Origin of the sequence: Streptomyces sp. GD-15H (assembly GCF_045291515.1) — a bacterium.
In the GTDB taxonomy this organism is placed as follows: Bacteria; Actinomycetota; Actinomycetes; order Streptomycetales; family Streptomycetaceae; genus Streptomyces.
The window spans coordinates 7,714,929-7,727,768 of the sequence record NZ_CP149447.1; the positions used below are offsets into that span (position 1 = coordinate 7,714,929).

The 12,840-nt window shown below is 71.9% G+C and carries 14 protein-coding genes and 2 pseudogenes; 10 read left to right on the top strand and 6 right to left on the bottom strand.

Annotation, left to right across the window (positions count from 1 at the left end):
* Positions 1–19: 19 nt before the first annotated feature.
* The gene (locus WJ438_RS36535) at positions 20–1,597 is read right to left on the bottom strand and encodes a glycerol-3-phosphate dehydrogenase/oxidase (protein WP_406728981.1); all 1,578 of its coding nucleotides are present in this window, start codon (positions 1,595–1,597) and stop codon (positions 20–22) included.
* Positions 1,594–2,193, bottom strand: a complete 600-nt coding sequence (locus WJ438_RS36540; RefSeq protein WP_406728982.1) for a TetR/AcrR family transcriptional regulator — start codon at positions 2,191–2,193, stop codon at positions 1,594–1,596. The genes WJ438_RS36535 and WJ438_RS36540 overlap by 4 nt, the downstream gene beginning before the upstream one ends.
* 84 nt (positions 2,194–2,277) lie before the next feature.
* Between WJ438_RS36540 and WJ438_RS36545 the strand changes: the two genes are divergently transcribed.
* Both WJ438_RS36545 and WJ438_RS36550 read left to right on the top strand, forming a co-directional pair.
* Positions 2,278–3,873 (top strand): FAD-binding oxidoreductase, encoded by a 1,596-nt coding sequence (locus tag WJ438_RS36545; RefSeq protein WP_406728983.1) that lies wholly within the window; start codon positions 2,278–2,280, stop codon positions 3,871–3,873.
* Between the two features lie 58 nt (positions 3,874–3,931).
* A complete protein-coding gene (locus WJ438_RS36550) occupies positions 3,932–4,813 on the top strand; it encodes a YegS/Rv2252/BmrU family lipid kinase (protein ID WP_406728984.1) in 882 nt (293 codons plus the stop codon).
* A 50-nt stretch (positions 4,814–4,863) separates the two neighbouring features.
* Here the strand turns inward: WJ438_RS36550 and WJ438_RS36555 are convergent, their stop codons facing one another.
* Positions 4,864–5,295 carry a hypothetical protein gene (locus WJ438_RS36555; RefSeq protein ID WP_406728985.1) on the bottom strand — a complete coding sequence of 144 codons (432 nt, stop codon included), beginning with the start codon at positions 5,293–5,295 and terminating at the stop codon, positions 4,864–4,866.
* 61 nt (positions 5,296–5,356) lie between these two features.
* Here WJ438_RS36555 and WJ438_RS36560 point away from each other — a divergent pair, with 61 nt between their 5' ends.
* Positions 5,357–6,076 (top strand): helix-turn-helix transcriptional regulator, encoded by a 720-nt coding sequence (locus tag WJ438_RS36560; protein ID WP_406728986.1) that lies wholly within the window; start codon positions 5,357–5,359, stop codon positions 6,074–6,076.
* A 15-nt stretch (positions 6,077–6,091) separates the two neighbouring features.
* Here the strand turns inward: WJ438_RS36560 and WJ438_RS36565 are convergent, their stop codons facing one another.
* A complete protein-coding gene (locus WJ438_RS36565) occupies positions 6,092–6,928 on the bottom strand; it encodes an alpha/beta fold hydrolase (RefSeq protein WP_406728987.1) in 837 nt (278 codons plus the stop codon).
* Positions 6,929–7,151: 223 nt separating this feature from the next.
* Between WJ438_RS36565 and WJ438_RS36570 the strand changes: the two genes are divergently transcribed.
* The gene (locus tag WJ438_RS36570) at positions 7,152–7,469 is read left to right on the top strand and encodes a hypothetical protein (RefSeq protein ID WP_406728988.1); all 318 of its coding nucleotides are present in this window, start codon (positions 7,152–7,154) and stop codon (positions 7,467–7,469) included.
* A gap of 65 nt (positions 7,470–7,534) precedes the next feature.
* Entirely contained in the window at positions 7,535–8,272 is a 738-nt protein-coding gene (locus tag WJ438_RS36575; protein WP_406728989.1) for a cytochrome P450, read from the top strand.
* On the opposite strand, the pseudogene WJ438_RS36580 reads toward WJ438_RS36575, so the two are convergent.
* Positions 8,236–8,684, bottom strand: a pseudogene (locus WJ438_RS36580) (hypothetical protein). The gene WJ438_RS36575 and the pseudogene WJ438_RS36580 sit on opposite strands and share 37 nt — an antisense overlap.
* Before the next feature lie 304 nt (positions 8,685–8,988).
* On the opposite strand from WJ438_RS36580, the gene WJ438_RS36585 reads away from it, so the two are divergent.
* Both WJ438_RS36585 and WJ438_RS36590 read left to right on the top strand, forming a co-directional pair.
* Positions 8,989–9,405 carry a hypothetical protein gene (locus WJ438_RS36585; RefSeq protein WP_406728990.1) on the top strand — a complete coding sequence of 139 codons (417 nt, stop codon included), beginning with the start codon at positions 8,989–8,991 and terminating at the stop codon, positions 9,403–9,405.
* Positions 9,406–9,517: 112 nt separating this feature from the next.
* Positions 9,518–10,114: a hypothetical protein gene (locus WJ438_RS36590; RefSeq protein ID WP_406728991.1), complete on the top strand. Its 597-nt coding sequence runs from the start codon at positions 9,518–9,520 to the stop codon at positions 10,112–10,114.
* Positions 10,115–10,181: 67 nt separating this feature from the next.
* Here WJ438_RS36590 and WJ438_RS36595 read toward each other — a convergent pair whose 3' ends face one another.
* Positions 10,182–10,604 (bottom strand): DUF350 domain-containing protein, encoded by a 423-nt coding sequence (locus WJ438_RS36595; protein ID WP_406728992.1) that lies wholly within the window; start codon positions 10,602–10,604, stop codon positions 10,182–10,184.
* Between the two features lie 454 nt (positions 10,605–11,058).
* Here WJ438_RS36595 and WJ438_RS36600 point away from each other — a divergent pair.
* The 3 genes and pseudogenes from WJ438_RS36600 to WJ438_RS36610 all read left to right on the top strand — a co-directional run.
* A pseudogene (locus WJ438_RS36600) lies at positions 11,059–11,520 on the top strand (ricin-type beta-trefoil lectin domain protein); the annotation flags it as partial.
* A 91-nt stretch (positions 11,521–11,611) separates the two neighbouring features.
* Positions 11,612–12,067 (top strand): hypothetical protein, encoded by a 456-nt coding sequence (locus WJ438_RS36605; RefSeq protein ID WP_406729919.1) that lies wholly within the window; start codon positions 11,612–11,614, stop codon positions 12,065–12,067.
* A 123-nt stretch (positions 12,068–12,190) separates the two neighbouring features.
* Entirely contained in the window at positions 12,191–12,766 is a 576-nt protein-coding gene (locus WJ438_RS36610; protein ID WP_406728993.1) for a tellurite resistance TerB family protein, read from the top strand.
* Positions 12,767–12,840 lie beyond the last annotated feature (74 nt).

Below are 12,840 nucleotides of genomic sequence, written 5' to 3' on the forward strand. Positions count from 1 at the left end.
CGCCCGGGGAGGGCGCGTCTCAACTCCGTTGCGGCAGGGCGTCGTCCAGGAGTTCGCGTACGGCGGGGAGCGCCGCCGCGCGGTCGGCGGGGACGAGACCGATGCGGGTGCGGCGGTCGAGCAGGTCGCTCTCGTCGAGCGCTCCCTCGTGGCGCAGGGCCCACAGCAGTTCGGCCCCGGTGACCGGGTGTCCGGGCAGGACGGGCTCGCCCAGCCGGGTGTCCCGCGCGCCGAGGGCGTGGACGGCCGGTGCCTCCGTTCCGTAGCGCCGCACCAGGCGGCGGGGCGTGGGCAGGGTGGTGAGGACGTGCGGCGGTGCGGCGCCCACGAGCGGGAGGGACGCGGTGCGGGACAGGGCCGGCAGCCGGTGGACGCGGACGGCGGTGTCGACGGCGTCCTCGGCCATGCGCCGGTACGTGGTGAGCTTGCCGCCGACGACGGTGACGACACCCTCGGACGAGGTCAGGACCGCGTGCCGCCGTGAGACGTCGGCGGTCCTCGTCGCCGTGCCGGCGCCGGCCGCCGTGGTGTCCAGCAGGGGGCGCAGTCCGGCGAAGGCCCCGACCACGTCGTCTCGGTGCAGCGGGACGTCCAGGACGGAGCACAGGACGTCGAGGAGGAAGCCGATGTCCGTCTCGGGCGCCTCGGGGACCTCGGGGATGCCGCCGTCCACGGATTCGTCGGTGAGCCCGACGTAGACCCGGCCGTCGTCCTGGGGCAGCACGAGGACGAAGCGGTTGTTCTCCCCGGGGATCGGGATGTGCAGGCCGGCCGGAAGCGGGCCGAGGCTGTCCGGGCGCAGCACGAGGTGGGTTCCGCGTGAGGGACGGATCCGGATGCCGTCGACGAGGCCGTCGGCCCAGACTCCGGACGCGTTGATCACCGCGCGGGCGCGGATCTCGCCCTCCTCACCGGTGAGTTCGTCGCGGACCCGGGCGCCGGACGCGGTCAGGTCCAAGGCCCGGAGCCGCGTGAGGACGCGAGCCCCGTGCGCGGCGGCGGTGCGGGCGAGGGCGGTCACCAGGCGGGCGTCGTCGGTGAGCCGGCCGTCCCAGGACAGCAGGCCGCCCCGCAGCCCGTCGCCCCGTACGGCGGGGGCCAGATGGCGGGTCTCCGTCACCGAGATCCGGCGCGGCGCGGGCAGGGTCGCCCGCGCGGTACGGGCGGCCAGCCGCAGGGCGTCGCCGGCCCGGAAACCGGCGCGGGCCAGGGCGGCCTGACCCCGGGAGACCAGGGGGGTGAGGGGCAGGACGAACGGCTGGGCGTGCACCAGGTGGGGGGCGGTGCGCTGCATCAGCACCCCGCGTTCGACCGCACTCTCGTGGGCGACGTCCAACTGGGCGGAGGCGAGGTAGCGCAGCCCGCCGTGGATGAGTTTGCTGCTGAAGCGGGAGGTGCCGAAGGCCAGGTCGTGGGCGTCGACGGCCACCACGTTCAGACCGCGGGCCGCGGCGTCCAGGGCGGCCCCGGCACCGGTGGCACCGAGACCGACGACCAGGACGTCGACGACCGGGCCGCCCACGGTCTCGGTCAGGTCGCGGACGCGGCGCTCTGCGGACAGGGACGAGACGGAGGCCGGTCCGGTGAGGGCGTTCATGGTGTGAGGATCCTCTCCAGGATGTCGCGCAGTTCTGCGAGGAGGGCCTCGGAGGTGAGGTCGGGGTCGTCCTCGTCGGTCATGGTCCGCAGGGAAAGGGTGAAGGACTGGACGATCAGGAGTACAGAGCGCGCCTGCCGTTCGGGATGACCGGTGCGCACCGAGCCGTCGGCATGCCCCTCGCGCAGGCTGCCGGCCAGCAGCTCCAGCAGCGCCACCTGGCTCGCTCCACGGCGGTCCAGCACATAGGGGAGGAGCAGTTCGGGGTCCACGTCGACGATCTTCCGGAAGAGCGGGTGTTCGCCGAAGGCGCGTACCCCCGCCACCAGTCCGTCGACCATGCGGTCCCGGCTGGTGACGTCCGGACGGTGCCCGAGGACGGCGCCGGTGGCCACGTCGACCCATTCCCGGGTCATGAGGTCCCCGACCAGCGAGCGCACATCGGGCCATCGTCGGTACAGCGTCATCCGGGAGACCCCGGCGCGACGGGCCACGTCGGTCAGCGTGGTGCGGCGGACCCCGACGGCCAGAACGCAGTCGCGCACCGCGTCGAGCACGGCGTCGTTGTCCGAACGGTTGTGACGAATAGGCGTCATGTGTAACAGTGTAACGCCAGGTGAGGCCGTCGGCGACGGCCTCGCTCATATCGACGCTCGAACCGACCGGTGAGGACGACAGCCATGGACATGCTGTGGAGCGGCTGGGGCGACCCGGCCAGGGCGACGCCGCTGCCCGACACGGTGATCGGGCTGCTGCGCGATCTGCTCGGCGTCAAGCCGTGTGAGGCCGGACCGGTAGCCCTCGAGGAAGTGGCCGTGCCCGAGCCTCGGCTGGCGTCCGCCGCGCACCGCGCGCTGGTCGAGGCGCTGGGTGGTGAGGACCATGTGCGCACCGACCCGGAGACGCGGATCCGGCACACCCGCGGCAAGTCCACCCCCGATCTGCTGCGCATCCGGCACGGTGACGTCACCGACCTCCCGGCGGCCGTCCTGTTCCCCGCCGACCACGACGAGGTGCTCGCCGTCCTGCGTACATGCGCCGAACACCACCTGCCCGTGGTGCCGTTCGGCGGCGGCACCTCCGTGGTCGGCGGTCTCGCCCCCGGCCGCCAGGGCTCCTTCGTCGCCCTGGACCTGCGGCGCATGGACGGTCTGCTCGCCCTCGACCCGGTCTCCCGCACCGCCACCCTGCAACCCGGCCTGCGCGCCCCGCAGGTCGAGGCGCTGCTCGCCGAACACGGTTTCACCCTCGGCCACTTCCCCCAGTCCTACGAGTGGGCGACCATCGGCGGCTTCACCGCGACACGCTCCAGCGGCCAGGCGTCCGCCGGGTACGGCCGCTTCGACGAGATGGTGCTCTCCCTCACCCTCGCCACCCCCGAAGGCACCCTCGACACCGGCCGGGCCCCGCGCTCGGCGGCCGGGCCCGACCTGCGCCAGCTCGTCATGGGGTCCGAGGGGGCCTTCGGCGTCATCACGTCGGTGACCGTCCGGATCCGTCCTCTTCCGCAGACCCGCGTCTACGAGGGCTGGCGGTTCGACTCCTTCGACGAGGGCGCCGCCGCGCTGCGCCGCCTCGCCCAGGACGGGCCGCGCCCCACCGTGCTGCGGCTGTCCGACGAGACCGAGACGCTGATCGGCCTCGCCCAGCCGGACGCGGTTGGCTCCGGCACCCCGCAGTCCGCCGGATGCACGGCCGTCGCCGGCTACGAGGGCACGGAGGAGGACACCGCGTACCGCAGGGAAAAGGCCGCGGCCGTCCTGCGCGAGTGCGGTGGAACACCGCTGGGGGAGGAGCCCGGCCGGCGCTGGGCCCACGGCCGGTACTCGGCCCCGTACCTGCGCGACTCCCTGCTCGACGCCGGTGCCCTGGCCGAGACGCTGGAGACCGCGACCTTCTGGTCCCGGATTCCCGAGCTGTACACCTCGGTCCGCGACGCCCTCACCACCACGCTCACCGAGGCCGGTACCCCGCCCCTGGTGATGTGCCACATCTCCCACGTCTACGAGAACGGCGCCTCCCTGTACTTCACCGTGGTGTCGGCACAGGGCGACGGCGACCCCGTGGCGCACTGGACGCGCGCCAAGCACGCCGCGAACGAGGCGATCCTCGCCGTCGGCGGCACGATCAGCCACCACCACGGCGTCGGCACCGACCACCGGGACTGGTACGTCCGCGAGACCGGCCCACTGGGCACCGACGCCCTGCGCGCGGTGAAGCGGCGTCTGGACCCGGCCGGAGTCCTCAACCCCGGCGTCCTCCTGTCCGCCGACTGAACCGAGCCCCTCAGACCATCGTCCGCTCCATCCCGTCGGTCCGCCCGGAGGCAACCCGATGCGACAGTTCACCGCCGTCGTCAATCCCACCGCGGGCGGATCCACCGGAGCGGCCGCGCTGCTCGCCCTCGCGCGACAACTCCGGGAGGCCGGGGCCGAACTGCGCACGGAGTACAGCCGCAGTCTGGCCCACGCGCAGGAGCTGGCCCGTGACGCCGGACAGCGGGGGCGGGTGGTGCTGGCCGTCGGCGGGGACGGCATCGCCGGAGGCATCGGCGGTGCCCTCAGCGGGACCGGCGCCACGCTCGGCCTCGTGCCGGCCGGCCGCGGCAACGACTTCGCACGGGCACTGGAGCTGCCCACCGAACCGGCGGCCCTGGCCCGGATACTGCTGGAGAACGAACCGCGGCACGTCGACACCATCGAGGTCGAATCGGCAGTCCACGACCGCACCGTCGTCCTCGGCAGCGTGTACGCCGGAGTGGACGCGCTCGCCAACCGTCACGCCAACCGCAGCAAGCTGCTGCGGGGCGCCGCCTCCTATTACGCCGGCGGACTGCGGGCGGCCACCACCTGGCGGCCGGCCCGCTACCGGGTCACGGTCGACGGCGAGGAGCACGCACACACCGGCTACACCGTGGTGGCCGCCAACTCCGGCTACTACGGCTCCGGCCGCGTCATCGCGCCCGACGCCCGGGTGGACGACGGGCTGCTGGACATCGTGATGGTCGAGGACGCGCCGCGGCGCCTGTTCTTCACCCTGATGAACGAGCTGAGGACGGGCGCCCACGTCCACCGGCCCCAGGTGCGGGTGCTGCGGGGCCGGGAGATCCGTGTCGCCGCCGACCGCGAAGTCCCCTACGGTGCGGACGGCGAGGTCGACGCCCATCTCCCGGTGACGCTCAGAGTCCTGCCCGGAGCGCTGCGCGTGCTGTGCTGACCGCCCGGCCCGGGAGCCGCCGGGCGGCCCGTCCGGCCTGTGCCCGGTGGTCACGCCCGGGCGCCTTGGTGGCGCTGGGCGAGCCGGGCGAGTGCGACCGCGCCGAGAAGCAGGCCGAAGTCGCGCAGGGCGATGTCGTAGTAGTCGGGGATGGTGAGGAGGCTGACGATGATCCCGGCCAGCCAGCCGGCGACCAGCCAGCCCCCGAAGCGCGGGGCGACGGCCACCACGAGGCCGGCCACGATCTCGATGACGCCCACTGCGTACATGGCCGACTGACCGCTGCCCGGAACGAGGTCGTTGATCCACGGTGCGAGGTAGGCGGGCCAGTCGACGAGCAGGTTGGCGAACTTGTCCAGGCCGAACAGGATCGGTGCCACGGCGAAGCCGGTGCGCAGAATCACGAAGGCCTGGTAGCCGGGGTCGGCGAGCGCGGCCCGCCGAGTTGTGACCGAGGTGCTGCTGGTGCTGGTGGAGGCCATGGCCCCTCCTTCTATCGGCAACTTTCATTAACGATAGAAGCTCTTTATTTCTCTTTAGTCAATGGCCGTGGGTTTTACACTGGTGTTCGTGGACGACACGGACGAAGTACGGGAGCAGCCGGACGATGCGCGGGACCAGGACGTCTCCGCCATCGCCGCCCTCGACGAGCCCACCCGCCGGAGGCTCTACGACTACGTGGTGCGCGAGCCGGAACCGGTGGGCCGGGACGAGGCCGCCGCGGCTCTGGGCCTGGCCCGGCAGACCGCTGCCTTCCACCTGGACCGCCTGGCCGACCAGTCCCTGCTCGACGTGGTCTATGAGCGGCGCAGCGGACGCACCGGCCCGGGCGCGGGCAGACCGGCCAAGCTCTACCGCCGCTCGACGAAGCAGATCGCCGTCAGCCTCCCGGACCGGCGCTACGAACTCGCCGGACAGCTCCTCGCCCACGCCGTGGAGGAGTCCGGCGAGACCGGGGAGCCGGTGCGTGACGTCCTGCATCGCGCGGCACGGGAATGCGGGGTGCAGGTGGGTGCCGACGGCCACGAAGAGGTCCTCCCCCTGTTGGAGAGGTACGGCTTCGAGCCACGGCACGAGGGTGACGCCGTCGTCCTGGGCAACTGCCCCTTCCACACGCTCGCCCGCGCGCACACCCGGACGGTCTGCGGGATGAACCTCCATCTGCTGCGCGGTGTCCTCGACGGCCTCGGCGACACCGGCTTCGAAGCGCGCCTGGCGCCGGAACCCGGCCGCTGCTGCGTCCGCCTGGAGCGGGCGGCCTGAACGGCCGCTCTCACCTCACTTGGCGAGGAAGGACAGAAGCGCCCGGTTGACGTCCTCGGCGTGCGTCCACAGCAGGCCGTGCGGAGCGTCCTCGACCTCCACGTACTCCGCGCTCGGCAGCGCCTGGTGGAACGGGCGCCCCGTCGAGTCGATGGGCAGGATGTTGTCCGCCGTTCCGTGCAGGATCAGTGCGGGCACGTCGATGGCGGGGATGTCTCCTCGGAAGTCGGTGAACCACGTCATCGGCGCGGCCGCCGCGGCGAAGGATCCACCCGACGCCGCCGTGTGCCAGCTGTTGCGGACGGATTCCGGGCTGATCCGGCTGCCGAGGTTCTCGTCGAGGTTGTAGAAGTCCTTGAAGAACGACGTGTAGAACGCGTACCGGTCGGCCTTCACCGCCGCGGAGATGCCCTCGAAGAACTTGCGGGACGCCGCGCCGGCCGGGTTGTCGTCGGTCTTCAGCAGGCAGGGCTCCAGCGAGGCGAGGAAGGCCACCTTCGCGACGCGGTCCGTGCCGAACCTGCTGACGTAGCGGGCGACTTCACCGGTGCCCATGGAGAACCCGACGAGCACGGCGTCCGAGACGTCGAGGGTCTCCAGGACCGTGTTCAGATCGGAGGCGAAGGTGTCGTAGTCGTATCCCGTCGTGGGCTGACTCGACTGTCCGAATCCGCGCCGGTCGTAGGTGATCACGCGGTACCCCGCGTTGAACAGCGCGGGGGACTGCTTCTCCCAGGAGTGGCCGTCGAGGGGGTACCCATGGATGAGGATCACGGTCTGTCCGGCCCCGTGGTCCTCGTAGTAGAGCTCGATGTCGGTGGAGTTCTCGCGTCCCACGGTGATGTAAGGCATTGCGGTTCTGTCTCTTCTCGGCTCGATGGCGGGCAACCCGGGTCGCACGACCGTGCCGGGGCGGAACCGGGCGACGTCTCCAGGTTCCCGCGACACGCATGAACCCGCATCCGGTCAACGGCGCGTGCGAGATCGCCGAAGAGGACCCGCCGCAGCATCCTTCTCCGTGATCTTGGGCGTGCACGGGGCGTTCGACGGCCCCCCACAAGGAGTGATCCGCTCGATGAGCGCCACGACGAGACCGTCCGCACCCACTCCGACCGCTCCCGGCAACCTGCCGCTGATCGGTCACGCCCACCGGCTCGCCCGGGACCCCCTTCCGTTCCTCACCTCACTGCGTCGGTACGGCAGCGCCGTCCGGATACGCATAGGTCCGAGCCCTGCCTACGTCGTCACCGATCCCGCGCTGACCCGCCGAGTCCTGATGCCCGAGATCATGGAGGGAACGATCCGGCAGACGATTCTTCCCCCTGGATCACCTGACTGCCGCTGCCCGCCCATCGCGCTCACGCCGCCCGCGTCGCCCGCCTGCGGACCCTGATCGACCAGGCCATCGACCACCACTCACATCGGGCCACGCACCCGGGGGCGGACGACACCGGTGCGGTGCCGGCGCGTTGCCCGCATGCGTCGGCCCCGGCGACGTGGCAGGCGGGCCTGTTCGACGCCCTGCTCACGGCCGAGACCCCGCTCAGCCGCCAGCAGTTGCAGGACGAGGCCATCACCCTGCTGACCGGAGCGATAGAGACCACCGGTGCCACCCTCGTCCGGGCCCTGTACGAGATCTCGCGGAACCCCGGGATCGAGCGGCTCCTCCGTGACGAACTCGCCCTCGTGTGTGCCGACCGCCCTCTGCGGCACGAGGAGCTGGACCGGCTCGCCCACGCCCGGCGGGTTCTCCAGGAAGCGATCCGGAAGCACGGACCGGCCTGGAGGGTGACGCGCGCCGCGAGCCGCGACATCGAGCTCGGAGGGCACCGCATCCCCGAGGGTGCCGACGTCGTCTGGAACCCTTGTCTGCACCAGCACGACCCGGAGGTGTTCCCCGCCCCGGACGTCTTCGACCCGGACCGCTGGGCCCCTGACCGCTCGCAGGCCACACGCGGCTCCTTCCTGGCCTTCGGCGACGGCCGCCGAGTGCATCGGGGAGAACTTCGCCTGGACGGAGCTCCAGATCATCCTGACCACCGTCCTGCAGACCTGGCCCCGGTTCGGCGTCACATCCGGCGCACCGAGCGCCCAGGCAGTGGTCACCGTCAAGCCGGACAAGCCGATGATGACCCTCTCGCCCGAGGCCTCCGGCGGGGTCAGCCGGCGTACACCCGGCCTTCCCGTACGACGTAGTGCACCGGACCGGAGCAGCCGATGGACGGGGTGACCAGGAGGCTCACCGTGAGCGGCGCGGGCTCCGTGCTCGCCGTCGAGAACTGGCAGGCGGCGCCCGTGCCGGTGAGGGGATACCAGAACCAGCCGTCCCGTCGCCGACGGTGACGCGGTCCGACTCCGTCCAGGCCCCGCCGGTCCGCGTGAACACCTGCAGACGCATGGACGCGGCGTACTCGGCCCCGGCCGAACGGAGCGCTGTCAGCGTGATTCTGTAGTCGGTGCCGAGAACGGACGACGCGATCTGCCGTGTCCGCGGCGCGGCTGTGTCCGCGGTCGGCGCCCCGGCGCCGGCGGCACCGAGGGCCGCCGCCATCAGGACGGTGAGGGCTGCGGTCGTGCCGCGACGGGTGCGAGCACGAATCGGGCTCATGTGTTCCCCCGTCGGAACGAGTGCGAGTCGAATAGGCGGAAAGGCCGAAGGGACCGGTATCACCCGTTTGGCGAAGAAAACACCTCGAACGGCTCCGGGGTTGTACGGCAGGTGCGGCGTGGAGGGTCGAAGAACGGCCACGAACGGCGAGGAACAGCCAAGTGCGGCGAGAAATTAGCACCCTTCAGTCACCGGCTACGGGTTAATGTCAGTGCCAGGGAGCAGAATGATCAATGAAAGAGATCAACACCGGCGCCGCGCTGGGTAGACGGTCTCGAGTCCCGGCTCCGGAAAGGCCCCAGCGATGCTCTTCACCGTCAACCAGATGCAGGACCGTCCGCGCGCCGGACGGGTGACCACCGGCCTCCGGGCGGCCCCCGAGAGGTCGCTCGCCCCGGCCGGCACCAGCGGCGCCGACGTGCTGCGCATCATCTCCGACCCGCGCACCCCCACCTTCGTCACGGTGTACGCGAACGGCCGCCGCAGATACAGCTACTGGCGTCCGCTCGATTCCACCACGGGCCAGGGCGGCTGCTACGCGGCCCTGCCCACCTCGGACTGCGACGAACTGCACGCGGCCGGGAAGATCGAACTCGGGGACCCCGTCGAGGACCCGAACCGGACGACGTACCGAGTCAGCGCGTCCCCCCGGGTCGCTCCCTCGCCGATACGCTCGGCGCGGGAACGCCCCCGCGTGGTGCGAACCGCCCGCGTGGCCTGAACCGTCTGGCCCGAACCCGCCCGCGGGGAGGGGTCACTTCCGTGCGGGGAGGGAAGTGGGAGGCGCGGTACGGGGAAGGGGCACCGTCGAAAGCCGGACACGGAGTGCATGGATGCGCGGAGACGTCATGGGCATGCGGGCGGCGGCACGCCGGACAGGAACGACGCGTACGCGACGGGCAGTCGCGTGTTCGGCGCTCGCCGTACTGTCTGCCGTCGCACTGGTGGGCTGCGGCGGCTCGGACGAGGCGAGCGCGGGGTCCTCGGACGGCGATCGGCCGTCGGAGTCCCGCTCCGCACCGGACCCATCGACGTCCCCGTCCGCCGACCGCACCGCCTCGGCGCAGCCGTCGGTGTCGGCTGCGGACGGGCACGACGCGGCCGCCTGCTCGGACGGAAACTGTGAGATCGCGGTCTCCGAACCGGTGACCATCCGCTTCGACGGGCCGGCCGGCAGCACGATCCTGTCCGTGACCGAGGTCGGCCCGGACAGGATCGAGTACGCGCTGAAGTCCGGCAACGGCCAGTCCGAGGGCGGGGCCGAAGGCCACGGGCAGGGCTGCCTCACCGTGCTGCGCTCCAACGGCTCCGGCACCTCGTGCGGCGGCATGGGCGACGGCCGGCCGCCCAGTGCCCAGTCCGACGCCGTCGTCATCCAGGCGGCCACGGGGGAGGACGGCACGGCGCTGCTCCACATCGTGTCGGGCTGACGGCCCGTCAGTGCCGTTCGGGGCGACGACCGAACCTGACGCCCGCTCACGCATCGAGTGGGAGGCGTCAGGCGATGGAGGCCGAAATGACGGCGGCCACCGCGAGGTTGCAGGACGCCGTCACCCAGACCGCGGGGTGCGGTTCCGGCTCGACCAGCGTGGCGCCCAGACGCCCCGGCGTGATGAGGTCCACCACCAGGAACGCCACGGCCATCATCACCAGTCCCAGCAGACCGAACACCGCGGTCGACACCAACCCCTTGCCGAAGTCCTCGTACGTCGTCCAGATGGACGTGAACACGATGCCGCCGATGCCGAGCAGCGCGGAGCTGAGCACCAGGGCGGCGTTGCGGTTGCGCTCCTCCCATATCTGCCGGCCGAGCTTTCCCGGCGTCAGCAGGTCGACCAGGACGATCCCGAGGACCAGCAGGACGAGACCGAGTGCGCCGTAGGCGGTGGACCGGCCGAGTCCGTTGACGATGTCGCTCATGGGGTTGCCGGCTCCGTAGCGTGAGGGATCGTGAGTGATCGCGGTCAAGGGCGAGCAAAATGTAGCGCATCCGTTCGCCGCTCCGGTGCGTGCGGTGGGCAACGTGTGCGCAACGGTGGCGGGGCACCGTCAGGCCTCCTCGCCGATGTCGTCCGCGTGGGCGACGAATCGGGGGGCTCCGTCGGTGATTCGGTGGAGGAACGTGCCACGCAGCAGTCCGGCGCGCAGGGCGGAACGACCGTCGGCACCGGCAGCGGCCAGACCGTGTGCGGCGAACCGGACGGCGTCGTACGCCTCGGCCGCTTAGGGGCGGGCGAGTGGCCGTGCCGGCCCTCCAGCCCTTCGCCTCGGTGAGGAACAGGCCGCCGAGGACGTGCTCGCCGGCGGTCCGCACGCCGCGATGGCGGGCGGACCGCAGCGCGCGGGCCGACGAGGCGGCGCGCTCGTGCCGCAGCCCGGCGACCCGGACGGCTCCACCGTCTTCCCGCAACAACTCGTCGTGGACCACGTGTCGGTGACCACTGGGAACACGGCCGGCGGCGTCGCCATCAAGGACCTGGCCGGCAAGTGTGTCGACGTCGCCGGGGCGAACCCCGCCAACGGCACTCCCGTACAGCTCTACGACTGCAACGGCAGCTCCGCCCAGCGGTGGACCGCGGGCTCCGACGGCACTCTCCGGGCCCTCGGCAAGTGCCTGGACGCCACCGGAAACGGCACCGCCGACGGCACGCCCGTCCAGCTGTGGGACTGCACGGGCGGGCCCCACCGGAAGTGGACGGTCACCGATGCCCGCGACATCGTCAACCCCCAGGCCGACAAGTGCCTGGACGTGACCGACAACAACGCGGCCAACGCCACCCGGCTGCAGATCTGGACCTGCACGGGTGCTGCGAACCAGAAGTGGACGGTGGGCTGAGGCCGACAGCCTCCGGCGGGACCCCCGCACCGGTCCCGCCGGCCGTTACGATCGCCGCGTGCGCTCTCCCCGCTCAGCCTCGGGCTGGACCATGGCCGTCTTCGGAGCACTCGCCGCCGTTCTGGGGACGGTGGGCCTGATCGCGCCGGCCGCGCAGTTGTCGCTGCTGGGTCTCGCGGCGCCGGGCGTGCGGGGGAGTGGCGACCTCACGCCGGCCTTCGTGACGGCGTCCTCGATGGCGGCGCTCAACATGGGCGTGTACTACGTACTGGCGGCGCTCGCCGACTGGCGGGCCTTCTTCCGGTGGACGGTGCCGTTCCGGCTGCTGACGTGCACGGTGTTCACGGTCGCCGTGATCACCGGGCGGGCACCCGAGGCGTTCATCGGCGTCGGTGTGTGGGAGGGCCTCGGCGCGGTCGCGACCGGTGCGGCGCTCCGGTACGAACGGCGGACCGTCGCAGCGGGCAACGCCGGTGAAGGTGCGGTGACCCCAAGACCGCGGACCGTGCCGAAGCCTGAGCCCGGCGCTTTGGGCCGCCATAAGTAGTTTTACCTTTCTTTTGCCCTCGGGGAACACGGTCGCCGCCGCGTCCGTTGATCGGTCGGACCGAAAGATCCGGGACTGACGACCGGTACCGGAAAGACAGCGACAGAAGCCGAGGTGGCACCAGTGGCGATGTGGGACCGGGTCAAGGATCAGGCCAGGGCGCTTCAGCAGTCCCAGGACGCGCGGGCGGGAGGCGGGCAGTACGGGAACCCCGGGCCGCCGCCAGGCGGCCCTGCGCGCGGCTCGTCCTCCGGCGGCTCCAAGGCCCAGCTGATGGGCTTGCTGAAGTCCCAGCTCGCCTCGGCGAAGGCGGAGCTCAAGAGCGGCGCCTACCGGGACGCCAGCATGGCGATGTGCGCGCTGGTCGCGGCCGCTGACGGGCGGGTGGAGCCGGCGGAGCGGCAGCGCGTGGAGGAGTTGATCGCCTCCAACGACGTCCTGCAGAACTTCCCGCCGGACCAGCTCAGCAAGCGGTTCAACGACCACGTGGACCAGCTCGTGGCCAACTTCGAGGCGGGCAAGGCGCGGGCGTTGCAGGACATCGCCAAGGCGGCGAAGAAGCCCGTCGAGGCACGCGCGGTCGTCCAGACCGGCATGGTCATCGCCGGTGCCGACGGCACCTTCGAGGCGTCCGAGCAGTACGCCATCCGCGAGGCCTGCGCGACCCTGAACATCTCACCGGCGGAATTCGGAGTCTGAGGACCGCTCAGGCCGCTCCGGTCGTGCCCGTCGTCGGCCCTGCTCCGGGGCGGCCGACGACGGGCACGGCTTCG